At 75.3% G+C, this 20,432-nt stretch carries 24 protein-coding genes; 11 read left to right on the forward strand and 13 right to left on the reverse strand.

Annotated elements, in window-relative coordinates:
• Positions 1–7: 7 nt before the first annotated feature.
• The 4 genes from ACGFI2_RS04040 to ACGFI2_RS04055 form a co-directional block, all read right to left on the reverse strand.
• On the reverse strand, positions 8–1,291 hold the full coding sequence (locus ACGFI2_RS04040) for a nitrate/nitrite transporter (RefSeq protein WP_393510258.1): 1,284 nt from the start codon (positions 1,289–1,291) through the stop codon (positions 8–10).
• A gap of 106 nt (positions 1,292–1,397) precedes the next feature.
• Positions 1,398–1,628, reverse strand: coding sequence for an alpha/beta fold hydrolase (locus ACGFI2_RS04045; protein ID WP_393510261.1), 231 nt, complete (start codon positions 1,626–1,628; stop codon positions 1,398–1,400).
• A complete protein-coding gene (locus ACGFI2_RS04050; protein ID WP_393510264.1) occupies positions 1,625–2,554 on the reverse strand; it encodes an SDR family NAD(P)-dependent oxidoreductase in 930 nt (309 codons plus the stop codon). Before ACGFI2_RS04050 ends, ACGFI2_RS04045 begins: the two co-directional genes overlap by 4 nt.
• Complete coding sequence (locus ACGFI2_RS04055; protein WP_393510267.1) at positions 2,547–4,046, reverse strand: flavin-containing monooxygenase; 1,500 nt, start codon at positions 4,044–4,046, stop codon at positions 2,547–2,549. The genes ACGFI2_RS04050 and ACGFI2_RS04055 overlap by 8 nt, the downstream gene beginning before the upstream one ends.
• Before the next feature lie 116 nt (positions 4,047–4,162).
• Between ACGFI2_RS04055 and ACGFI2_RS04060 the strand changes: the two genes are divergently transcribed.
• Positions 4,163–4,834 (forward strand): TetR/AcrR family transcriptional regulator, encoded by a 672-nt coding sequence (locus ACGFI2_RS04060; RefSeq protein WP_393510270.1) that lies wholly within the window; start codon positions 4,163–4,165, stop codon positions 4,832–4,834.
• On the opposite strand, the gene ACGFI2_RS04065 is transcribed toward ACGFI2_RS04060, so the two are convergent.
• Complete coding sequence (locus ACGFI2_RS04065) at positions 4,818–5,273, reverse strand: hypothetical protein (RefSeq protein WP_393510273.1); 456 nt, start codon at positions 5,271–5,273, stop codon at positions 4,818–4,820. The two genes, ACGFI2_RS04060 and ACGFI2_RS04065, sit on opposite strands and share 17 nt — an antisense overlap.
• Complete coding sequence (locus ACGFI2_RS04070) at positions 5,273–5,749, reverse strand: hypothetical protein (protein WP_393510276.1); 477 nt, start codon at positions 5,747–5,749, stop codon at positions 5,273–5,275. Before ACGFI2_RS04070 ends, ACGFI2_RS04065 begins: the two co-directional genes overlap by 1 nt.
• A 43-nt stretch (positions 5,750–5,792) precedes the next feature.
• Between ACGFI2_RS04070 and ACGFI2_RS04075 the strand changes: the two genes are divergently transcribed.
• The 5 genes from ACGFI2_RS04075 to ACGFI2_RS04095 all read left to right on the forward strand — a co-directional run bounded on the left by ACGFI2_RS04075 (position 5,793) and on the right by ACGFI2_RS04095 (position 9,146).
• The gene (locus tag ACGFI2_RS04075) at positions 5,793–6,782 is read left to right on the forward strand and encodes a helix-turn-helix transcriptional regulator (RefSeq protein WP_393510278.1); all 990 of its coding nucleotides are present in this window, start codon (positions 5,793–5,795) and stop codon (positions 6,780–6,782) included.
• A gap of 141 nt (positions 6,783–6,923) precedes the next feature.
• A complete protein-coding gene (locus ACGFI2_RS04080; protein WP_393510281.1) occupies positions 6,924–7,334 on the forward strand; it encodes an SSI family serine proteinase inhibitor in 411 nt (136 codons plus the stop codon).
• Positions 7,335–7,441: 107 nt separating this feature from the next.
• On the forward strand, positions 7,442–8,395 hold the full coding sequence (locus ACGFI2_RS04085; protein WP_393510284.1) for a pentapeptide repeat-containing protein: 954 nt from the start codon (positions 7,442–7,444) through the stop codon (positions 8,393–8,395).
• A gap of 217 nt (positions 8,396–8,612) precedes the next feature.
• Entirely contained in the window at positions 8,613–8,849 is a 237-nt protein-coding gene (locus tag ACGFI2_RS04090) for a preprotein translocase YidC (protein WP_269691696.1), read from the forward strand.
• Between the two features lie 36 nt (positions 8,850–8,885).
• Complete coding sequence (locus ACGFI2_RS04095; protein ID WP_393510288.1) at positions 8,886–9,146, forward strand: hypothetical protein; 261 nt, start codon at positions 8,886–8,888, stop codon at positions 9,144–9,146.
• Here ACGFI2_RS04095 and rnhA read toward each other — a convergent pair.
• On the reverse strand, positions 9,065–9,637 hold the full coding sequence (gene rnhA, locus ACGFI2_RS04100) for a ribonuclease HI (protein ID WP_393510291.1): 573 nt from the start codon (positions 9,635–9,637) through the stop codon (positions 9,065–9,067). The genes ACGFI2_RS04095 and rnhA overlap by 82 nt on opposite strands.
• A 136-nt stretch (positions 9,638–9,773) precedes the next feature.
• Between rnhA and ACGFI2_RS04105 the strand changes: the two genes are divergently transcribed.
• Positions 9,774–10,541 carry a tyrosine-protein phosphatase gene (locus ACGFI2_RS04105; protein ID WP_393510294.1) on the forward strand — a complete coding sequence of 256 codons (768 nt, stop codon included), beginning with the start codon at positions 9,774–9,776 and terminating at the stop codon, positions 10,539–10,541.
• 2 nt (positions 10,542–10,543) lie between these two features.
• Positions 10,544–11,671, forward strand: a complete 1,128-nt coding sequence (locus tag ACGFI2_RS04110; RefSeq protein ID WP_393510297.1) for a serine hydrolase domain-containing protein — start codon at positions 10,544–10,546, stop codon at positions 11,669–11,671.
• Here the strand turns inward: ACGFI2_RS04110 and ACGFI2_RS04115 are convergent.
• Entirely contained in the window at positions 11,645–12,832 is a 1,188-nt protein-coding gene (locus ACGFI2_RS04115; RefSeq protein WP_393510299.1) for a lycopene cyclase family protein, read from the reverse strand. The genes ACGFI2_RS04110 and ACGFI2_RS04115 overlap by 27 nt on opposite strands.
• A gap of 80 nt (positions 12,833–12,912) precedes the next feature.
• Here ACGFI2_RS04115 and ACGFI2_RS04120 point away from each other — a divergent pair, with 80 nt between their 5' ends.
• Positions 12,913–13,980 carry a Gfo/Idh/MocA family oxidoreductase gene (locus ACGFI2_RS04120; protein WP_393510300.1) on the forward strand — a complete coding sequence of 356 codons (1,068 nt, stop codon included), beginning with the start codon at positions 12,913–12,915 and terminating at the stop codon, positions 13,978–13,980.
• Positions 13,981–14,086: 106 nt separating this feature from the next.
• Here ACGFI2_RS04120 and ACGFI2_RS04125 read toward each other — a convergent pair whose 3' ends face one another.
• From ACGFI2_RS04125 to ACGFI2_RS04140, 4 genes are all read right to left on the reverse strand, one after another.
• Positions 14,087–15,340, reverse strand: coding sequence for an MFS transporter (locus tag ACGFI2_RS04125; protein ID WP_393510303.1), 1,254 nt, complete (start codon positions 15,338–15,340; stop codon positions 14,087–14,089).
• A 118-nt stretch (positions 15,341–15,458) separates the two neighbouring features.
• Positions 15,459–16,004, reverse strand: a complete 546-nt coding sequence (locus ACGFI2_RS04130; protein ID WP_393510306.1) for a hypothetical protein — start codon at positions 16,002–16,004, stop codon at positions 15,459–15,461.
• Positions 16,005–16,057: 53 nt separating this feature from the next.
• Entirely contained in the window at positions 16,058–17,194 is a 1,137-nt protein-coding gene (locus ACGFI2_RS04135) for an RNA polymerase sigma factor (protein ID WP_393510308.1), read from the reverse strand.
• A gap of 9 nt (positions 17,195–17,203) precedes the next feature.
• The gene (locus ACGFI2_RS04140; RefSeq protein ID WP_393510311.1) at positions 17,204–17,614 is read right to left on the reverse strand and encodes a YciI family protein; all 411 of its coding nucleotides are present in this window, start codon (positions 17,612–17,614) and stop codon (positions 17,204–17,206) included.
• Positions 17,615–17,838: 224 nt separating this feature from the next.
• Between ACGFI2_RS04140 and ACGFI2_RS04145 the strand changes: the two genes are divergently transcribed.
• Positions 17,839–18,663, forward strand: a complete 825-nt coding sequence (locus ACGFI2_RS04145; RefSeq protein ID WP_393510314.1) for an ArsR/SmtB family transcription factor — start codon at positions 17,839–17,841, stop codon at positions 18,661–18,663.
• Positions 18,664–18,720: 57 nt separating this feature from the next.
• Here ACGFI2_RS04145 and ACGFI2_RS04150 read toward each other — a convergent pair whose 3' ends face one another.
• Entirely contained in the window at positions 18,721–19,137 is a 417-nt protein-coding gene (locus ACGFI2_RS04150; protein ID WP_393510317.1) for a DUF6069 family protein, read from the reverse strand.
• 174 nt (positions 19,138–19,311) lie between these two features.
• Here ACGFI2_RS04150 and ACGFI2_RS04155 point away from each other — a divergent pair, with 174 nt between their 5' ends.
• On the forward strand, positions 19,312–20,418 hold the full coding sequence (locus ACGFI2_RS04155) for a sensor histidine kinase (RefSeq protein ID WP_393510320.1): 1,107 nt from the start codon (positions 19,312–19,314) through the stop codon (positions 20,416–20,418).
• Positions 20,419–20,432 lie beyond the last annotated feature (14 nt).

Consider the following 20,432-nt stretch of genomic DNA (forward strand, 5'->3'; position numbering starts at 1 on the left):
TCCGCGCTCAGGCCGCCGCCGGCACCGCCACCGTGGCCCGGTCGTCGGCCCACCGGCGGCGGGCGGCGTTGCGGTAGCGCAGCACCTGCACCGCGCCGAGCGCCCAGAGCAGATACTGCACGGCGAACGCCCAGCGGAACGCGGACAGCGGCGGGGTGCCCTGCCCGGCCGGGGTGGCCAGGTCGAGCACGACGCCGACGGCGAGGATGAGCACGATCGAGGCGACGAAGCCGCCGACGTTGACGATGCCGGTGGCGCTGCCGATGCGGTGCACCGGGTTGAACGTGCGGGCGTAGTCGAAGCCGATCACCGAGCCGGGGCCGTTGACCGCGAGCACCACCACCAGCGCCACCAGCAGCCCGTGCGGGGCGCGGCCGGGCCAGGCCAGCACCACCGCCCAGACGGCCGCGGTGGCGGCGGTGATGGCGAAGACCACCACCGAGCGGTGGAACGGGTGCCGGGCGCACAGGTGCGCGATCACCGGGCCGCACACCAGCGTCACCACGGTCATCAGGGTGAGCAGCCCGGCCGCCGCGGTGGGCGAGAAGCCCTGCCCCTGCACCAGGAACGGATAGCCCCAGAGCAGCGCGAAGACCGAGCCGGAGAACTGGGTGACGAAGTGCGTCCACAGGCCCAGCCGGGTGCCGGGCTGACCCCAGGCGTCGGCGAGCTGCCGGCGTACGGTCGCCAGGCCGGGGGTGGACGCGGTGACGTGCTCGGCGCGCGGGGTGTCGCGTACCGCGGCGAGGACCAGCAGCAGCACGGTGACGCCGAACGCCGCCGCGGTCAGGAACGCCGGGGTCCAGCCCGCGCGGTGCAGCAGCGCCACCAGGGGTACGGCGCCGAGCACCGCGCCGAGCTGGCCGACGGTGCCGGTGAGCTGCACCAGCAGCGGGTTGCGCCGGCCGGGGAACCAGTACGCCACGATCCGCAGCACGCTGATGAACGTCATCGCGTCGCCGAGGCCGACCAGCACCCGGGCGGCGACGGCGAGGCGCACGTCGACGGCGACCGCGAAGACGATCTGCCCGGCCACCATCAGCGCGCCGCCGGCCAGCAGCAACCGGCGCGAGCCGTATCGGTCCAGCAGCACCCCGACCGGGATCTGCATGGCGGCGTAGACGGCGAGCTGGGCGACGGAGAAGGTGGCCAGGGCAGCCGCGTTGATCCCGAAGCGGTCCGCCGCGTCCACCCCGGTCACGCCGAGGGAACTGCGGTGGAACACCGCGGCCACGTACGCGGTGACGGCCACCGCGTACACCAGGGCGGCCGGCCGGCGGGGGGCGCTCACCGCAGCACCCCGAGCATGGTGGCGGCCGTGTCGATGTGGCCGGCCACCGCGTCCCGCCATGCCTGCGGGTCGTCGCCGTCGAGCGCGGCGGACGCCAACTTCATGATCAACCAGTCCGGGCGGCGGGGTGACCGGGCCAGAAGGCGCGGAGCAGGGATTCGACCTCGGCGGTTCGCTCGATCTGGGGCATGTGGCCGGTGTCGCGGAACAGGTGGGCCCGAGCCCGCGGCAGGCGGGTTCGCGCGTACGCCAGGTGGGCGGCGGGCAGGATCAGGTCGCGGTCGCCCCAGATCAGCAGCGTGGGCAGGTCGAGCGCGGGCGGCAGCGCGACCGTCACGCCGGCCGTCCGGGCTCCGGAACGACCGCCTCGCCAACCGGCCGCGCGGCCGGTGGAGTCGGCCCGGCGGACCCGGCCGGCGGGGTCGGCACCCGGGCCGGGCGCGAGCGCATGGCCAGCGCCAGCACCCGGCCGTACCCGGCGGGAGCGACCCGGGCGAGCAGGTCGGGCAGCTTCGCCGACCAGCCGATCAGCACCCGGCCCCGACGCCGCCGCGCGCCGCGCAGAATCACCTCGGCGGCGGTCGCCGGGTCGATGGTGAGCAGCTTCTCGAACTGCCGGCGGCCGGCCTCGTACTCCTCGACCGGGACGCCGCTGCCGACCCGGGCGCTGGCGGCGATCCGGGTCCGGATGCCGCCCGGATGCACCGAGGTGACACCGATCCCGTCGTCGACCAGCTCGTGCCGCAACGCCTCGGTGAACCCGCGGACGGCGAACTTGCTCGCCGAGTACGCGGCCTGCCCGGCGGGGGCGATGAGGCCGAACAGGCTGGACACGTTGACCAGGTGGGCGCCCGGCTCGGCCTTGAGCGCGGGCAGCAGCGCGTGGGTCAGCCGCACCACGGCCCGGAAGTTGATCTCGACGACCCAGAGGAACTCGTCCAGCGTGACCTGGTCGAACCGGCCACCCAGCGCCACCCCGGCGTTGTTGATCAGCAACCGGATCCGGGGATGGGCGCGGTGGATCTCGGCGGCGACCCGGTCGGTGGCCTCGGCGTCGGCGAGGTCGACCAGGTGGGTCTCGACCCGCCGGTCCGGGTGGGCGGCGCGGATCGCCTCGACCACCGCGGCGAGGCCGTCGGCGTCCCGGTCGAGCAGGACCAGGTCGGCGCCGCGCCGGGCCAGGCCGTGGGCCAGCGCCGCGCCGATGCCGCTCGCGGCGCCGGTGAGCACCGCGACGCCGCCGCGGACATCGAGATCACGCATCGGTGCCTCCCGAGGTGGACACGGCCGCGGTGGCCGGTGCGCCGGCCCGGGCGAACCGCACGCCGTCGGTGAGCGGCCCGTGCCGCATCAGGCGTACGTCCCGGGGATAGTTCTGGTGCAGCCGCCACGGCGCGCGCGGCCCCTGCTTGGGCAGCTGGTCGACGGCGCGCAGCACGTACCCGGAGCGCAGGTCGATGATCGGTACGAGGTCGTCGGTGTCCGGGGCGTCCGGGGTGACGATCTGCTGCCCGGTGTCGTCGAGGTGGCGCAGCAGCCGGCAGACGTACGTGGCGACCAGGTCGGCCTTCAACGTCCAGGAGGCGTTGGTGTAGCCGATCGTCATGGCGAAGTTCGGTACCCCGGAGAGCATCATGCCCTTGTAGGCGATGGTGGCGGCGAGGTCGACGTCCGCGCCGTCGACGGCCAGCGTCATGCCGCCGAGCGCGAGCAGGTTGAGGCCGGTGGCGGTGACCACGATGTCGGCCGGCAGCTCCTCGCCGGAGGCGAGCCGGATGCCGTGCGCGGTGAACGTGTCGACGGTGTCGGTCACCACCGTCGCGCGTCCCTCGCGCAGCGCGGTGAACAGGTCCCCGTCCGGCACCACGCACAGCCGCTGGTCCCAGGGGTCGTAGCGGGGCGAGAAGTGCCTGTCGACGTCGTACCCGACCGGGAGCCGGCCCTTCGCGGCCCGGCGCAGGAACCGCTTGACCAGCCCCGGCGTGCGCCGGCTGAGCTGGAAGTTGGCCACCCCGAGCGCGACGTTCTTCCACCGGGCCACCGCGTACGCGGCCTTCGGCGGCAGCCAGCGCCGCGCGGCGTCGGCGAACGCGTCGCGCGACGGCAGCGAGATCACGTACGTCGGTGAGCGCTGGAGCATGGTGACGTGGGCGGCCCGTTCGGCCATGGCCGGGACCAGCGTGACCGCGGTGGCGCCGCTGCCGATCACCACCACCCGCTTGCCGGTGAAGTCGAGCCGCTCCGGCCAGTGCTGCGGGTGCACAAGCGTGCCGGCGTACCGTTCGACGCCGGGCAGCCGGGGCGTGTAGCCCTCGTCGTAGCGGTAGTAGCCGGCGTTGGTGAACAGGAACGCGCAGGTCAGCGCCGTGTCCTCGCCGGTGTCGTCGCGATGGACGTGCACGGTCCAGCGGGCGGTCGCGCTGTCCCACTCGGCGCGCACCACCCGGTGGTGGAAGCGGATGTGGTCCTGCACGCCGTACTCGCGGGCGGTCTGGCGCACGTAGCGGCGGATCGACTCGCCGTCGGCGATGGCCTTCGGGTCCGTCCACGGCTTGAACGAGTAGCCGAGCGTGTACATGTCCGAGTCGGAGCGCACGCCCGGGTAGCGGAACAGGTCCCAGGTGCCACCGATCGCGCCCCGGGCCTCCAGCACCGCGTAGGTCTTGCCGGCGCACTCGCGTCCCAGGTGGACGGCGGCGCCGACGCCGGACAGGCCGGCGCCGACGATGAGGACGTCGACGTGGTCGGAGGCCATGGCTTCTCCCGTTCTCGCCCGGCGGTGGATCGGACACTATCCACCGCTCTCGACCCGAGTCAACACCCTGTCGAGTCGGATCGACAGGGTGTTGAGCGGGTGTAGCATCGGCCGACATGAGCCCCGCCCGTACGCCGACCGGCGCCGCGCCGAGCCGCGGGCGGCGGGCCGGCCGCTCCACCGGCGACGACCGGGAGGTGGCGATCCTGGCCACCGCCGAGCGGCTGCTGCGCGAGCGCGCCTTCGGCGACATCTCCATCGACGACCTGGCCCGGGGCGCGGGGATCTCCCGCCCCACGTTCTACTTCTACTTCCCGTCCAAGGACGCGGTGCTGCTGACCCTGCTCGACCGGGTCACCGAGGAGGCCGACGCCGCCGCCGGCGACGTGCTGGACCGGCTCGCCGAGGACCCGCGCGCCCGGTGGCGGGAGCTGATCGCCCGGTTCCACGCCACCTTCGGCGGCCACCGGAACGTGGTGCTGGCCTGCGCCCAGGTGCGTGGCACCAACGCCGAGGTCCGGCGGCTCTGGGCCGAGGTGCTCGAACGCTGGGTCCGCGCGGTCCAGGCCGCGATCGAGGTGGAACGCGCCCGCGGCGCGGCCCCGGACGGGCTGCCCGCCCGGGACCTCGCCATCGCGCTGAACTCGATGAACGAGCGCGTCTGGTACGCGACGTTCGCCGGCGACGGACCGGCGGTGGCCGAGCGGGACGTGGTCGACGTGCTGCTCGACGTCTGGCTGACCGCGATCTACCGCACCACCACGCCCCCGGTCACGCCGCCCGGCTGAACTCCATGATCCAGTTGGTTTCCCAGGTGCGCTCGCCGTCGACGGAGAACGCCTGCTCCCAGCGGCACGAGGTCGGGGTGACCGCCGACCAGAGGAACCGGCAGCGCACCGGCCGCCCCTCGTCGGCGTCGTCGGCGAAGAACGTGCCGACGCCGTCGGTGAACCGGCCCACCACCGGTGGCAGCTCGAGCACCCCACGCCGGCTGTTCATCCAGTAGATCGACCACAGGCCGGTCGCCGGGTCCAGGACGCGCACGGTGGACCCGGCGAAGCCCCGGCTCGGGCAGCGCATCTCGTCGAAACTGCCGGCCCCGTCGAAGAACGAACGCGCCTCGCTGGTGCCGGCGAACTCGTCCCAGTCGTCGCTGCCGACGTGGCGCTCGCGCAGCCGCCGGTTGGCCACGTCCCAGGTGCCGACGAGGAAGTCGAAGTCGCCCATCAGCGCCCCACCGGCCCCTCGGCACGGGTGTCGGCCAGATAGCCGGCCAGGTCGGGCCGATCCGGCGCGAGCATGTGCCGGACCCAGGCGGCGCGCTCGTGTTCCAGCACGCCCAACTCCCACACGCAGCCCACGCCGGGCCGCCGGAGGTCGACGAAACGCGCCGGGTCGTCGTCCGGGCAGTCGAGGGCCGGCTGCCCGGCGACCGCGATCCGGCACTCGACGACGTTGTCGAAGAACCAGCTGTACGCCAGCAGGTACGCCCCGGTGTCCGCGCCCCGGTGCAGCACCACCCAGCTCGCCGGCGGGGTGCCGCCGTCCGGGCCGGGCAGCAGCGACGGCAGGTACGCGTACCCGGCGTCGACCACCTCCGGTTCGAGGCGGCGTTCCGGCTGGTCGATGTGGTAGCGCTTGACGTGCCGGCCGGCGACCTCGACGGTTCCCGGCACGGTCAGCTCCTTGTCGTGAAAAGCCATGCCGGGACGGTAGGACCACTTCCCTGACAGCTAGTGTCAGTGGATGCGGGCCAGTCGACTCCTGTCCATCCTGCTGCTCCTGCAGGCCCACGGCCGGCTCACCGCCGCCGACCTGGCGACCCGTCTCGAGGTGTCGGCGCGCACCGTCTACCGGGACGTCGAGGCGCTGCACGCCGCCGGCATCCCGCTCTACGGCGAGGCCGGGCACGCCGGCGGCTACCGGCTCGTCGACGGGTGGCGTACCCGGTTGACCGGGCTGACCGGCGAGGAGGCCGACCGGCTGCTCTTCGCCGGGCTCCCCGGGCCGGCCGCCGAACTGGGCTACCAGTCGGTGGTGGCGGCCGTGCAGCTCAAGCTGCGCGCCGCGCTCCCGGCCCCGCTCGCCGACCGGGCGGCGCGCCTGGAGCAGCGGTTCCACCTGGACACGCCGGGCTGGTACTCCGACGGCGACCCGTCGCCGCACCTGGCCGCGGCGGCCGAGGCGGTGTGGCGGGAACACCGGGTACGGGTGCGTTACCGCGGTTGGCGCGGCGAGGTGACCCGGGTGCTGGAGCCGTACGGGCTGGTGCTCAAGGGCGGCCGTTGGTATGTGGTCGCGGCCCGGCCGGACCGCGCCGAGCCGGCCACCTACCGGGTCAACCAGATCCTCGACCTCGCCCCGTTGGACGAGCCGTTCGACCGGCCGGAGTTCGACCTGCCGGCGTGGTGGCGGGCGCACGTGGTCGCGTTCCGGGCCGGGCTGCACCGGGACGAGGCCACCGTCCGGCTCTCCGCGCGCGGCCGGGAACGGCTGCGGGAGATCGGCAGCGACGTGGTGGTCGCCTCCGTCGAGGCGACCGCCGGCCCGCCCGACGAGGCGGGCTGGGTGCGGGCCGTCCTGCCGATCGAGTCGCTCACCCACGCGCACGGCGACCTGCTCCGGCTCGGCGCCGACGTGGAGGTCCTCTCCCCCGCCGCCCTCCGCGACCGCCTGGCCGGGACCGCCGCCGCGCTCGCCGCGCTCTACCACCCGGCCGAGCCGGGGCGTCCGTGACCGGCAGCGGTTCGGGACACGGTGAGCGTCACCGTGACTCTTCGCGTTCACACCGTCCACTTAGGGTTCTCGACGGTCCGGCTCACACGACGTTCCGGACCGCCCACCGGCCCCACCCGGGCCCCGACGGAAGGACCACCCATGCCCTTCGCCCGACGTACCGCCGCCCTGGCCCTGGCCGCCGCGCTCGGCGGCCTCGCCGCGGTGGCCGTCCCCGGCGCCGCCGGCGCGGCGCCCCGCCCCGGCCCGGAGACGCCCTCGGTGCTGCTGCTCACCGTCGACGGCGGCGGCGCCGACGTGCGGGCCACGGTGCTGGTCTGCGGGCCCGCCGGCGGCCTGCACCCCGACCCGGCCGCGGCCTGCCGGCTGGTCGCCCGGGTCGACGGCGACCTCGACGCGCTCGACGTGGACGCCGACCCCTGCGCCGCCGTCCACGCCCCGGTCGTCGCGCGCGCCGTGGGCATCTGGCAGGACCGCCCGGTCCGCTACGCCCGGACGTTCGACAACCGCTGCCTCCTGACGCGCGCCACCGCCAGCCTCTTCGCCTTCTGACACCCCCCTGGTCGATCATGAAGTTGGCGGTGCCGTACGTCCGGTCGAGGCCGCCAACTTCATGATCGCCGGGGCGGGTGCGGGGCCGGGGCGGGGGACGGCGGAGAATGGTGTGTCGGATCAGGGAGGGCGTGGTGGTGGCGGAGCGCGGGGCGGGCGACGGGTGGGAGCTGCGGGCGGACTGCGCGCGCTGCGCCGGGGTCTGCTGCGTCGCGCCGGCGTTCGCCGCCTCGGCCGACTTCGCCATCGACAAGCCGGCCGGGCGGCCCTGCCCGAACCTGCGCGCCGACTCCCGCTGCGGCATCCACTCCGAGCTGCGGCGGCGCGGCTTCCCCGGATGCACCGTCTTCGACTGCTTCGGCGCCGGCCAGCACCTCACCCAGGGCACCTTCGCCGGTCGCGACTGGCGCGCCGATCCGGGCGTCGCGCGGCGGATGTTCGACACGTTCGCGGTGCTGCGGCCGTTGCACGAGCTGCTCTGGTACCTCACCGAGGCGGTCCGGATCACCCCGCCCGGCGGGCTGCGCGACGACCTGACCACGATCCTGGACGAGACCGGCCGGCTCACCGACGGCACCCCGGAGGAGCTGCTCGCCGTCGACGTCGACGCCCACCGGGACCGGGTCAACCGGCTGCTGTCGCGCGCCGGCGAGCGGGCCCGCGCCGAGCGGGCCGGGCCGGACCGGCGGGGCGCGACGCTGATCGGAGTCGACCTGCGCCGCGCCTCGCTGACCGGGGCGAACCTGCGCGGCGCCATCCTGATCGGCGCCGACCTGCGCGGGGTACGGCTCGGCGCCGCCGACCTGACCGGGGCCGACCTGCGCGGGGCGGACCTGCGCGGCGCCGATCTCGGCGAGTGCCTGTTCCTGCACCAGTCCCAACTCGACGCCGCCCGCGGTGACCACCGCACCGTCCTGCCGCCCGGGCTGCGCCGTCCCGAGCACTGGTCCCGCACGATCACCCCACCCCCCACCCCCCTCCCCCCACCACCGCTCCCACCGCTCCCGGTGATCAAGGAGTTCGCGTCTCCACCAGGCGGCCACTCGACGCAAACCCCTTGATCACCCGGCCGGACCCCCGGGCTCCGGCGTGGCCGGCCGGCGGCGTGATCAAGGAGTTCGGGTCGGGGCGAACGCCGGTCGTGACGCGAACTCCTTGATCGGGCGGCAGGACGTTGGGTGGGTAGTGGGGTGGGTGGAAGTGGGGTGGGTGGGTTTCGGGGTGGGTGGAGCGGGTAGGCGGCGCACGGCCGGTCGAGGTGAGACGGGAGGCGGACCGATGGGATATCGGGCACGCGACGGCGAGGAACCGGTCGACCCGGCGCACGCCGAGGACGCGGCCGGTCAGGCCCGGCTGGTGCAGGTGCCGGCGGACACCGACGTGCCGGCCCCCGCGCCGGACGCGCCGCGACCGGACGAGGTGACCGAGGACGACGGATCGGGGATGGCCGGCGGGGCCTCCGGCAGCAGCTCGGGCGGCTCGTCGATGCCGACCCATCCGGACGCGTCCCGCTGAACGTTTGCCGCCACCCGATGCGGGCAGGAGTGCGACATGACCAGTGAAGAGTCCTTCGGCCGCGCCCCCGGCGACGAGCCCGACGGCGCCACCGCGTACGAGGCGTCGCTGCGCCCGCCGGGCGAATCCCTGCACACCACGGACGACACCGGCGACGACTTCGCCGACCTGCCCGCCGAGGACCGGCGCTCGGCGCGGGACACGAGCCGAGCCGGCTACGACGTGGACGCCGTCTCCGGCACCGCCGACCCGGCCGACGGGCCGGAGGAGATCGAGGAGGGCCGCCCGCTGCGGTGACCCGACGACGCGCGCGGGGTGGCTGGTGCGCCGGCGCCCCGCGCCTCGGTCATCCCCCGGTTGGCCAGCGCGTCGGCGCGTTCGTTCTCCGGATGCCCGTTGTGGCCCTTGACCCACAGCCAGGTGACGTCGTGCCGCGCGCACGCGGCCTCCAGTCGCTGCCACAGGTCGGCGTTCTTCACCGGCTGCTTCGCGGCGGTGAGCCAGCCGTTGCGCTTCCACGCGTGCAGCCAGCCGGTGATGCCGTTGCGCACGTAGGTGCTGTCGGTGTGCAGCCGCACGGTGACCGGCCGGGTGAGGCTCTCCAGCGCCCGGATCGCGGCGGTCAGCTCCATCCGGTTGTTGGTGGTCGGGGTCGCCTCGCCCCCGCACAGCTCCCGCTCACGCTCGCCCCAGCGCAACACCGCGCCCCAGCCGCCCGGCCCGGGATTGCCGCTGCACGCGCCGTCGGTCCAGATCTCCACGACCCGGCCGGTCTCCGCCTCCGCCATGCCCGGCAACCTACCGGGTACGCCGCCCGGCGGGGCCATGCGACCCGGCCCGCCCGGAGCACCGGCCCGCCACGGCGGCCCGCTCGCGGTCCGGCGGGACCACCCGCGCCGCGCCGCCCGGCTACTGTGCGGTTCCATGACCGCACCCCCGCCGTTCAGCACCCTCTGCAACTTCCGCGACCTGGGCGGCTGGCGCACGGCCGACGGCCGCACCGTGGTCCGGGGACGGCTCTACCGCTCCGACTCCCTGGCCAAGCTCGCCGGCGACGACCTGGACCGGTTCGCCGCGCTCGGCGTCCGCACCGTCATCGACCTGCGCTATCCGTGGGAGGTCGCCGAGCGCGGACGGGCGCCGGAGAACGTGACCTGGCACAACCTGAGCATCGAGCACCGCTACTACGTCCAGGCCGACATCGACCCCGACGTCGACCCGTGGCGCTACCTGGCCGACCGGTACGCCGAGGTGGCCGAGGACGGCGTGGTGGAGTTGCGCCGGGCGCTGGAGGTCATCGCCCACGACGAGCATCCGCTGGTGTTCCACTGTGCCTCCGGAAAGGACCGCACCGGGCTGCTCGCCGCGCTGGTGCTGGCCCTGCTCGGCGTGGACGACGACCAGATCGCGGCGGACTTCGCACTCACCGAGCGGGCCACCGACCGGCTGGTCGACGAGTGGCGGGAACGCAACGGCGGCGCGACGCCGGGCTGGCCGGCGTACGGGCGGGCGCCGGCCGAGCTGATCCGGTTGGTGCTGGCCGAGTTGGTCGCGGCGCACGGCTCGGTGCGCGGCTACGTCACCGGGCGGCTCGGGGTGGGCGAGGAGACGATCGCCGCGCTACGCGCCCGGCTGCTCACCGACGAGGAAAAACCGCACGACGGCGACGGGGCGCTCTGGCAGGCTTCCTGATCATGGACACTCGCTGGGACGGCCTGCGGGCCGAGGTGCGCGCCGCCGTCGACGACCTGGTCACCTCCGGCCGGGAGGCCGGCGTGCAGGTGGCCGCCTACCTCGACGGGGCGCCGATCGTGCAGGAGCAGGCCGGCCTGGCCGACACCGACACCGGCCGGCCGATGACCGCCGACACCCCGGTGCACGCGGTCTCCACCGGCAAGGGCCTCACCGCCACCGTGGCGCACGTGCTGGCCGAGCAGGGCCGCCTCGACATCGACCTGCCGCTGGCCCGGGTGTGGCCGGAGTTCGCCCGGCACGGCAAGGACGGCATCACGCTGCGCCACGTGCTCACCCACACCGCCGGCCTGCCCGCCCTGCCCGCCGACGTCACCCCGGCCGACTTCACCGACTGGGAGCGGATGTGCGGGCTGCTCGCCGACGCGACGCCGTTGTGGGCGCCCGGCGAGCGGCTGGCCTACCACGCCTGGACGTGGGGCTGGCTCGTCGGCGAGGTGGTCCGCCGGGTCACCGGCAAGCCGATCTCGCAGGTGCTCGCCGAGGAGGTCGCCGGGCCGCTCGGCGTCGACCGGGAGCTGTTCCTCGGCGTACCGGAGGCGGAGCTGCCCCGGCTGGCCCGGCTGGAGGACGCCGGCCTGTCCGCGCTGATGACCTGGGCCGGCGCCAACCTGCCGCACTTCGACGCGGTGGCCCCGCCCGCCGTCCGCCCGGACACGGTGATCGGCGGCGACCCCGACGTGCTACGCGCCGACGTGCCGTCGGTCGGCACGATGAGCGCCCGCGCGGTGGCCCGGATGTACGCGGCGCTGCTCGGACCGGTCGACGGCGTGCGGCTCATCTCCCCCGACCGGCTACGCGCCGTCTCCGCGCCGGCGGTCCGCGCGCAGGAATGGGTGTTCGGGCAGGAGAGCACGTTCGGCCTCGGCTACGCGGTCGACGACGACGGCTCGTTCGGCACCGCCGGCAGCGGCGGCAGCCTGGCGTTCGCGTACCCGGGACTGGGGTTGACCGTGGCCGCGGTGCGCAACCGGCTCGGCGCGGGCGACGGCGACCCGATGGAACGGCTGCGGGTGCTGGTGCGCGACCGGGTCGCCGCGACCCTAGGCGGGGCGCAGCCGGGCGCGTAGCCGGCCGGCGGCGTCACCCAGCACCGCGCCGGTCATCGGCAGCAGCGGGCTGGACCGCATCACCGCCAGGTCCTCGGCCGGGCTGGTCCCGCCGTCGAGGAACCGCAGCACCCGCTCCGGCGGGTTGCGGTCGAACAGCCGCTCGAAGAACTCCACCCCGTCCACGTGCCCCCGGTCCAGGGCGCGCAACGCCACCGCGTCCATCCACCGGTGCCGACCCGGGTACGCCGGCGCGGGCACCGGCGGGCGGCCCGCCGCGACCGCCCCGGCCAGCTGGTCCGCCTGGCGGAGCATGGCGGAGAAGGTGAACCCGGTGGACGGGCGGGTCGCCCCGCCGGCCGTGCCCAGCCGCACCACCCGGGGGCTCGGGCGGGCGACGAACGGACCGTCGGTCATCGGGATCACCCCGTTCTCCACCTCCGCCACCCGCAGGGCGGTCAGGTCCAGCCCGAGCAGGCCGGCGTAGCCGCGCAGCGCCGCGTCGTACCCGGCGTCGTCGAGCAGCGCCGGCCCGAACTCGGTGTACTCCACAAGCGCGAACCGGTCGTCGACCGGCAACACGTAGCCGAACGACACCCCGCGCTCCGGCTGCCGGGTGCGGAAGTCCATCAGCACCGCCCGGCCCGGGTCGAACGTCGGCCGGTCGGCCGCCAGCCACCACCCCCGGAAGTGCTGCAACCAGCTGGTCCGCCCGGGCCGCGCCGGCGGGCGGGGACGCGAGTCGAGCACCCAGCCGGCCCGCACCAGCACCCGGCCCTCCGGGTCGCACACGGTCACCCGGTCGCCGTCGTCGCGCAGCTCCCCCGCCGGCGCGCCGATCCGCACCGCGGCCAACCGCCGCTCCGCCTCGGCAGCCCGGTCGTAGACCGGGGCGGAGCGGAGCATGGCGTACCGCAGCGGGTCCAGCGGCAGGACGCGGCGGCCCGCCGCCGTGACCACCTCGACCCGCGACCAGCTCGCGCTCAGCAGCGGTTCCAGGTCGCCGCCGGGGGTGCCCCAGAACGCCCAGGTGCGGTCCTGGCCGCGCTTGTGCACCGGGTCCACCACGGCCACCCGCACGCCGGTGACCCGGCGCCGGTCCAGGGCTGCCAGGACCAGCGAGGCGGCGCCGCCGCCGCCGACCAGCGCGAGGTCGACGTCGACCGGGGAGGATGCGGGCACCCGCCCACGCTGTCACACCGGCGGGGAGCGCCGCCGGGGACCCCACCGCCCGCGCCGACGCGCCGCGTAGATTCGGCGGCATGACGGGCGCGCCGCTGCGGGTGGGGTTGCTGGGGTACGGGACGGCCGGGCGGGTGTTCCACGCCCCGCTGATCGCCGCCACCCCCGGGCTGCGGCTGGACGCGGTGGTGACCCGCGACCCGCAGCGCCGCGCGCAGGCCGACGCCGAGCACCCCGACGCCCGCCTGGTCGACGACGCCGAGCAGCTCTGGTCCGCCGCCGACACGCTCGACCTGGTGGTGGTGGCCGCGCCCAACCGCCAGCACGTGCCGCTGGCGCGGGCGGCGGTCAGCGCCGGGCTGCCGGTGGTGGTGGACAAGCCGGTGGCGCCGGACGCCGGACAGGGCCGGGCGCTGGTGGCCGAGGCCACCGCCGCCGGGGTGCCGCTGACGGTGTTCCAGAACCGGCGCTGGGACGGCGACTACCGCACCGTGCGCCGGCTCGTCGAGGCCGGCGAGCTGGGCCGGGTGACCCGGTTCGAGTCGCGGTTCGAGCGGTGGCGCCCGGCGATCAAGCCGGGCTGGCGGGAGAGCGGCACCCCCGGCGAGGCCGGCGGCGCGCTGTTCGACCTCGGCGCCCACCTGGTCGACCAGGCGGTACGGCTGTTCGGGCCGGTGGAGCGCGTCTACGCCGAGCTGGACCGCCGGCGGCCCGGCGCCGAGGTGGACGACGACGCGTTCGTCGCGCTCACCCACACCGGCGGCGTGCGCTCGCACCTGTGGATGGGCGCGGTGACCGCGCAGCTCGGGCCCCGCTTCCGGGTGCTCGGCGACCGGGCCGGGTACACCAGCTGGGGCCTCGACCCGCAGGAGGCGGCGCTGCGTGACGGCCGGCGGCCCGGCGGGCCCGGCTGGGGCGAGGTCGCCCCGGAGCGGTACGGACGCCTCGGCGCCGACGACGACCTGCGTGTCGTGCCCACCGAGGCGGGCTGCTACCCGGACTTCTACGCCCGGGTGGCGGCGGCGCTGCGCGACGGCGCGCCGATGCCGGTCGACCCGGCCGAGGCGGTCGCCGTGGTCGAGCTGATCGAGCTGGCCCACGAGGCGGCGGCGCAGGGCGTCACCCTGCCGGTGCCCCCACTGCGCTGAGGGGTAAGGAGGGCCCCCTGTTAACGCATTCGGTATAGGAGGGGGCCCCGCTTAACCCGCCAGGCCGGCGCCCGGCGAGGCGGTCGAGCAACTCGGCCCGCACGGGCTATCCGGTGACCGGCTCGCGGGCATCCTCGGCGGCCGGCTCGGCGTACGCGGCGGCCACCGTCGCCCGGTCGAACACCCGCCACGTCGCGACGATCACCGCGACCGCCACCACGAAGCCCACCCAGTACGGCGCGGTGATCCCGAACCGGGCGGCCACCACGCCGCCGAGCAACGCGCCGACGCAGTTGCCGCCGGCCGCGATGAACAGCGTGGTGCTGCCCACCCGGCCCATCAGCGCCGGCGGGGTGAGCCGCTGCCGCAGCGAGTTCGCCACGATGTTCCACAACGCGCTGTGCACCCCGAACGCGAACAACGCGACGCCGACCACCGCCGCGCTGCGCGACGCGGCCAGCGCCAGGTGCAGGCCGGCCTCGACCAGCAGCCCCACCCGCACCGTCCAGGTGGCGGTGATGGCGGCGATCAACCGGTCACCGACGACCGAGCCGAGCAGCCCGCCCACCGCCATGCAGGTGAACAGCACGCCGTAGCCGACCGAACCGACACCCAACCGCTGGGTCGCCAGCAGCACCAGCACCGCGATCGCCGCGGTCAGCGTGACGTTGAGCAGCCCGATCAGCATCGTCATGGTGCGCAGCAGCCGCTGCGACAGCAGCCAGCGGAACCCCTCCGCGACCTCCGCGCGCACCGAGCGCCGGTCATCGCGCGCCGGCGCCCCCCGGTACGTTCCGGCGAGCAGGCCGACGAGCACGGCGCTGAGCGCGTACGTGCCGGCGTTGAGCGCGAACGGCGCCGCCGCGGCGAGCACGAACAGGAACCCGCCGAGCGGGCCGGCGACCATGTTCTGCGTGACCTGGGTGCCGCCGTTCAGCCAGCCGTTGGCCCGTTCCAGCCGCGATCGGGGCACCACCGCCGGCAGGACCGCCTGGGCGGCGGTGCGGAACACCACCTCGCCGGTGTTCACCACGAACAGCACCACGTAGAGCAGCGCGACGCCGGCCCGGTCGGTGAGCATCGCGGCGGCCAGCACGGCCAGCGCGCCGACGCGTACCCAGTCGATGAGCACCATCAGCCGGCGCCGGTCCACCCGGTCGGCCAGCACGCCGCCGGGCAGCGCGAACAGTAACCAGGGCAGCCACGACACGGCCGCGCCGGCGGAGACCACGAGCGGGTCGTCGGTGCGCGACGCCACGTACAGCGGGGCGGCCACCGTGGCCGTGCCGCTGCCGAGCGCGGACAGCGTGGTCGCGGTCCACAGGCGGGCAAAGCGCCCGCCGAGTCGTTCCCCCGTCACGACGAGGCAAGCTATCAGCGAAAGCGCCGCCCGCCGAGTGATTTGCGGAAGGCCCCCGCACAACGCCTCCGGTTCTCTCGGGGGCGGGCTCCGCAGCCAGTGCGGCACCCCGCTCAGCTCAGTCGGGCTCGCCAGGGATGGGAATCGGCAACGCGAGCGGGGCCGTCGGACCGACCGCCGTGACCGAGTGCGCGGGTGCCGGCCGGTCCGCCGCCGGTCGCCGCGAGTACAGCCGCCCCTGGCCGGCCGGACCGTTGCGGCGGGACACCTCGATCGTCACCATCCGGATCGGCGCGGGCGGCGCGGCGAACCCTGGTACGCCCCAGCGCAGCCAGATCGGGAGCCGCCCGGCCCCGGCCTCGGCCAGCAACTTCTCCACGGTCCGTCGACGGTCGGTGTGGTCGACCTCGACGACGACCGGCGGACGGTCCGGCCGGGCGCAGGCGACGTCGAGCACCGACTGCCGCCCGGACAGTGGCGGCGGCAACGGCAGCACGCTCGCTGCCCGGCGGTAGACCCGCCAACCCTCACCGGTCGCCCACGCGACCACGGCGTCGACGAGCCGAGTGGTCACCTGGTCGGTGGTCAGATCCTCGAAGGTCAGCCCGTCGAGTCGGTGCGCGAGGGAGGCGGCCACCCGCTCGCCGTCCTCCGCCAGATCCATGCCCGCAGGCTAGCGGGCGACCGGAGCCCACCGTCGAGGACCACCGGCCAGGGTCACCGGGTGTTCAGGCGGGCGGCCTGGCGGATCAGGTGGTCGCGTTCGGGCAGGTTGGTGGCCTTGCCGGCGGCCTCGGCGTAGAGGCGTGCGGCCGTCTCCGGGTTGCCGTCGCGCTCGTGCAGGTACGCCGCCACCGCCGTGTGCCGGGGCAGCGCGTCGTCCAGCGCCGCGAGCGCCGCCAGCCCGGCCCGGGGACCGTCCGCCTCGCCGACCGCCACCGCGCGGTTGAGCCGCACCACCGGGCTCTCGGTGAGCCGGACCAGCTCGTCGTACCACTCGACGATCTGCACCCAGTCGGTCTGCGCGGCGGTGGGCGCGTCGGCGTGCAGGGCCGCGACGGCGGCCTGGGCCTGGAACTCGCCCAGCCGGTCCCGGGCCAGGGCCGTCTGCAGGATCCGCACCCCGTCGGCGATCAGGCCCGTGTCCCACCGGCGGCGGTCCTGGTCGGCCAGCGGCACCAGGCTGCCGTCCTGGCCGGTCCGGCTGGCCCGACGGGCGTGGTGCAACAGCATGAGGGCGAGCAGCCCGGCCACCTCGGGATGGTCGACGGCGGCGGCGAGCTGCCGGGTGAGCCGGATCGCCTCGGCCGCCAGGTCGACGTCGCCGGAGTAGCCCTCGTTGAACACCAGGTAGAGCACGCGCAGCACGGTGGCGACGTCGCCGGGCTGGTCGAACCGAACGGCGGAGACGGTGCGCTTGGCCCGGCTGATCCGCTGCGCCATGGTCGCCTCGGGCACCAGGTACGCCTGGGCGATCTGGCGGGTGGTGAGCCCGCCGACCGCGCGCAGGGTGAGGGCGACCGCGGACGACGGGGTCAGCGACGGGTGCGCGCACAGGAAGTAGAGCTGGAGCGTGTCGTCGGCCTCGGGCACCGGCCCGGGCGCCGGCTCCTCGTCGACGAGGTCCTCCCGCCGGCGTCGGGCGGCGTCGGCGCGGGCCGTGTCGAGGAACCGGCGCCAGGCCACGGTGACCAGCCACGCCTTCGGCTCGCGTGGCGGGTCGGCCGGCCAGGCGCGGAGCGCCTCGACCAGGGCGTCCTGCACGGCGTCCTCGGCCGCCGCGAAGTCGGCTCCGCGGCGGACGAGGACGCCGAGGACGCCCGGCGTGAGGCTGCGCAGCATCGCCTCGTCCATCGGGTCAGGTCACTCCGTGATGGTGGGCGGCGCGGTCATGAATGGGCGCAGCTCCAGCCACTCGTGGATCGGCTTGCCGCCCTGACCGGGCGCGGCCGACAGCTCCGCGGCCAGTTCGAGGGCGCGCTCGTAGCTGTCCACGTCGATCACCATCCAGCCGGCGATGAGGTCCTTCGTCTCGGCGAACGGCCCGTCGGTGACCGGCGGGCGCCCCTCGCCGTCGTAGCGGACGAAGGTACCTTCCGGGGCGAGCGCCTGCGAGTCGACGAACTCGCCGGACTCCTCCAGCCGGGCCGCGAAGTCCGTCATGTACTGCACGTGCGCCGAGAACTCCTCCGGCGTCCACCTGTCGAACTGCGGCATGTCGGTGACCGGGGTCGGTCCGCCGCGGTAGTGCTTCAGCAGCAGGTACTTCGCCATGGTGCTTCTCCTCGGTGCGGGTGCGACCCATTCTGGCCGCGTTCGAACCGGGGACGGAGCCGGTCACCCGTTCTCGACGTCCGCGGCGGGGAAATCTTTGCCGGGGCGCACATCTCCTTAAGCGTCCTAGGAAGATAGGTTCAGGATGGACAGGCAACCGCCAGGGTGCATAAGATTCGAACGGGCAACCAAACGGTTGCCTTTACCGGGAAGTGGGGCGACGGGTGGACGAGGTGTTCCGGGCACTGGGCGACGCCAACCGGCGGGTCCTGCTCGACCGCCTGAACGCCCGCAACGGCCAGAGCCTGCGCGAGCTGTGCGCCGGGCTGGACATGACCCGGCAGTCGGTCAGCAAGCACCTCGCGGTGTTGGAGGCCGCCGGGCTGGTGACCACCACCCGACGAGGGCGGGAGAAGCTGCACCACCTCAACGCCGCCCCCATCAACGCGGTGGCCGACCGCTGGATCGGCCGATACGACCGGGAGCGCGCCCGCGCCCTCGCCGACCTGCGGACAGCATTGGAGCGGCAGCCCATGGAGAGCCCCACGTTCGTCTACACCACCTACGTCCGGACCACGCCGGAGCGGCTCTGGCGAGCCCTGACCGAGCCGGGGTTCACCCGCCGCTACTGGGGCGGGGTCACCCTCGTCTCCGACTGGCGGGCCGGTTCACCGCTGCTCTGGCAGGACACGCCGGACGGCGAGCCGAGGGACCTCGGTCAGCGGGTGCTGGTCGCCGAACCGTACCGGCGACTCGCGTACACCTGGCACGGCTTCCAACCGGAGCACGCCGCGCACTTCGGGTGGTCCGACGAGGAGCTCGCCGCCCGGCTCGGCGAGCGCCGATCGAAGGTCACGTTCGACCTCCTCCCGCAGGGCGGGACCGTCCGGCTGACCGTGGTCCACGACGAGTTCTCGCCGGAGAGCGAGATGCACCGGGCGATCAGCGGCCAGCTCGACGGCAGCGGAGGCTGGCCGGAACTGCTGGCCAGCCTCAAGAGCCTGCTGGAGACCGGCGAGCCGTTGCCGGAGCCGGTCGCGGCGGGCTGACCGCGTGGCCGGGTCGGGGTCGCCCACCCCCGTCGCGGCGGCCCCGGGCCCGACCGGTCAGCGGCCGGCGGTACGCCGCAGGCCGGGCACCAGCACGGCGCCGGCGAGCAGGTGCAGCACCACAAGCGTCAGCGTGGCCGCCCGACCCGCTCCCCCGCTGACCGGCCCGAGCAGGGACAGCAGGAGCACCAGCACCGCGACCACGGTCCAGACCGCCCGCGCCCGCCCGGTGAACCGCTCCAGCAGGGCCAGCAACGCCCAGCCGGCCAGCCCGGCGAGCAGCGTGCTGACCGCCACCGCCACCGGGCTGACGCGCTGCTCGACGCCGCCGCTGCGCGCGGTCAACTCCACCCCGGCGAGCGGCACCGCGACGGCCCAACCCAGCAGCGTGGCCGCGGTGGCGGAGAGCACCGTGAACAGCCGGTGGCGGCGGCGGGCCGAACGGGCGGTGGTGCTCGGGATCATGGTCTCCATCGGTGCGTACCTCCGGTGCGGCGGGATCGACTGCCGGAAACGCTAGGGCGGCGGGACGCCGCGCGGATCGCGCCGGCGACGGGTTCCCGGCTCCGTCGCGGGAACCAGGCACGGGCCGGATCTCCGTCTCGCGGCCGATGAGGGCCGGCGGGCCGGCGGCCTAGCATCCGGGGCATGAGGTGCCTGTCCCGCTCCCGGTCCGTGCTGCTGCTGATCGACGGCGGCATCGCGGCCGCCACCCTCGCCGTGTCGCTGCTCGTGCTGCTGAGCTCCGACTCCGGTCCGGTCACGGCGGGCGGGACCGCCGTCGCGGTCGGCCTCGCCGCGGTGCAGGCCAGTTGTCTGCTGTGGATCCGGCGGCGACCCGGGTACGCGCTCGCGGTGGCCGCGCTGGCCGGCGTCGGCCTGGAGGCGCTCTGCCCGACGCTCGGCTGGCTCGGCCTGGTGGCCGCGCCGCTGTCCTACGTGGCCCGGTTGCGGCCGCCCCGCTTCTCGCTCGTGGCGCTCGGTCTGCTGGTGGCGCCCACGCCGTGGAAGCTGGTCACCGGCGGCTGGCGCGACCTGCTGCTCGCGGTGACCGCGCTCGGCTTCAGCTGGTCGGTCGGCGAGTTGATGCGGGCCCGGGCGCAGCGACGCTGCGAGTGGGAGCGGCAGGTGCGCGCGACCGAACGGGAGCGGATCTCCCGCGAGCTGCACGACGTGGTCGCCCACCACGTGGCGGTGATCGCGGTGCAGGCCGTCGCCGCCGAGGACGTCTTCGACCAGCACCCGGAGCAGGCACGTGCCGCCCTCGGGTCGATCAACGCGGCGGCCCGGTCGGCACTCACCGAGCTACGGGCCATGCTGCACGCGCTGACCGCCGACGACGGGTCCGACCCGGACGGGCCGCAGCCGCGACTGGCGCAGCTCGACGCGCTGGCCGACGCCGTACGGGCGGTGGGTTTGCCGGTGACGATGCGCCGGGAGGGCGACTGCGAGGCGCTGCCCGGCGGGGTGCAGCTGTCGGCGTACCGGATCGTGCAGGAGTCGCTGACCAACGCGCTGCGGCACGGGCACGCCACCCGGGCCGACGTCGACGTCCGGTACGACGGCGGGGTGCTGCGGCTGGAGGTGGTCAACGACGGCTCGGCGCCGGCCCGGCGGCCCGGCACGAGCGGCGGACGGGGCATCGTCGGCATGCGGGAGCGGGCCCGGCTGCTCGGCGGCACACTGGACGCCGGCCCACTGCCGACCGGCGGCTTCCGGGTGCGCGCCGACCTCCCGGTCGGCGCGAACCGGTGAGCGCGAGGAGTGAG

The organism is Micromonospora sp. NPDC049282, from assembly GCF_043197045.1.
Classification (GTDB): Bacteria; Actinomycetota; Actinomycetes; order Mycobacteriales; family Micromonosporaceae; genus Micromonospora.

What these genes read in the sequence shown, in the direction of transcription:
- ACGFI2_RS04080 (WP_393510281.1), top strand. Translation starts at nt 6,924, where the DNA reads ATGCCCTTCGCCCGACGTACCGCCGCCCTGGCCCTGGCCGCCGCGCTC.
- ACGFI2_RS04095 (WP_393510288.1), top strand. Translation starts at nt 8,886, where the DNA reads ATGACCAGTGAAGAGTCCTTCGGCCGCGCCCCCGGCGACGAGCCCGAC.
- ACGFI2_RS04155 (WP_393510320.1), top strand. Translation starts at nt 19,312, where the DNA reads ATGAGGTGCCTGTCCCGCTCCCGGTCCGTGCTGCTGCTGATCGACGGC.
- ACGFI2_RS04050 (WP_393510264.1), bottom strand. Translation starts at nt 2,554, where the DNA reads ATGCGTGATCTCGATGTCCGCGGCGGCGTCGCGGTGCTCACCGGCGCC.
- ACGFI2_RS04130 (WP_393510306.1), bottom strand. Translation starts at nt 16,004, where the DNA reads ATGGATCTGGCGGAGGACGGCGAGCGGGTGGCCGCCTCCCTCGCGCAC.
- ACGFI2_RS04085 (WP_393510284.1), top strand. Translation starts at nt 7,442, where the DNA reads ATGGTGTGTCGGATCAGGGAGGGCGTGGTGGTGGCGGAGCGCGGGGCG.
- ACGFI2_RS04135 (WP_393510308.1), bottom strand. Translation starts at nt 17,194, where the DNA reads ATGGACGAGGCGATGCTGCGCAGCCTCACGCCGGGCGTCCTCGGCGTC.
- ACGFI2_RS04065 (WP_393510273.1), bottom strand. Translation starts at nt 5,273, where the DNA reads ATGGGCGACTTCGACTTCCTCGTCGGCACCTGGGACGTGGCCAACCGG.
- ACGFI2_RS04120 (WP_393510300.1), top strand. Translation starts at nt 12,913, where the DNA reads ATGACGGGCGCGCCGCTGCGGGTGGGGTTGCTGGGGTACGGGACGGCC.
- ACGFI2_RS04110 (WP_393510297.1), top strand. Translation starts at nt 10,544, where the DNA reads ATGGACACTCGCTGGGACGGCCTGCGGGCCGAGGTGCGCGCCGCCGTC.
- rnhA (WP_393510291.1), bottom strand. Translation starts at nt 9,637, where the DNA reads ATGGCGGAGGCGGAGACCGGCCGGGTCGTGGAGATCTGGACCGACGGC.
- ACGFI2_RS04150 (WP_393510317.1), bottom strand. Translation starts at nt 19,137, where the DNA reads ATGGAGACCATGATCCCGAGCACCACCGCCCGTTCGGCCCGCCGCCGC.
- ACGFI2_RS04055 (WP_393510267.1), bottom strand. Translation starts at nt 4,046, where the DNA reads ATGGCCTCCGACCACGTCGACGTCCTCATCGTCGGCGCCGGCCTGTCC.
- ACGFI2_RS04090 (WP_269691696.1), top strand. Translation starts at nt 8,613, where the DNA reads ATGGGATATCGGGCACGCGACGGCGAGGAACCGGTCGACCCGGCGCAC.
- ACGFI2_RS04140 (WP_393510311.1), bottom strand. Translation starts at nt 17,614, where the DNA reads ATGGCGAAGTACCTGCTGCTGAAGCACTACCGCGGCGGACCGACCCCG.
- ACGFI2_RS04105 (WP_393510294.1), top strand. Translation starts at nt 9,774, where the DNA reads ATGACCGCACCCCCGCCGTTCAGCACCCTCTGCAACTTCCGCGACCTG.
- ACGFI2_RS04060 (WP_393510270.1), top strand. Translation starts at nt 4,163, where the DNA reads ATGAGCCCCGCCCGTACGCCGACCGGCGCCGCGCCGAGCCGCGGGCGG.
- ACGFI2_RS04070 (WP_393510276.1), bottom strand. Translation starts at nt 5,749, where the DNA reads ATGGCTTTTCACGACAAGGAGCTGACCGTGCCGGGAACCGTCGAGGTC.
- ACGFI2_RS04075 (WP_393510278.1), top strand. Translation starts at nt 5,793, where the DNA reads ATGCGGGCCAGTCGACTCCTGTCCATCCTGCTGCTCCTGCAGGCCCAC.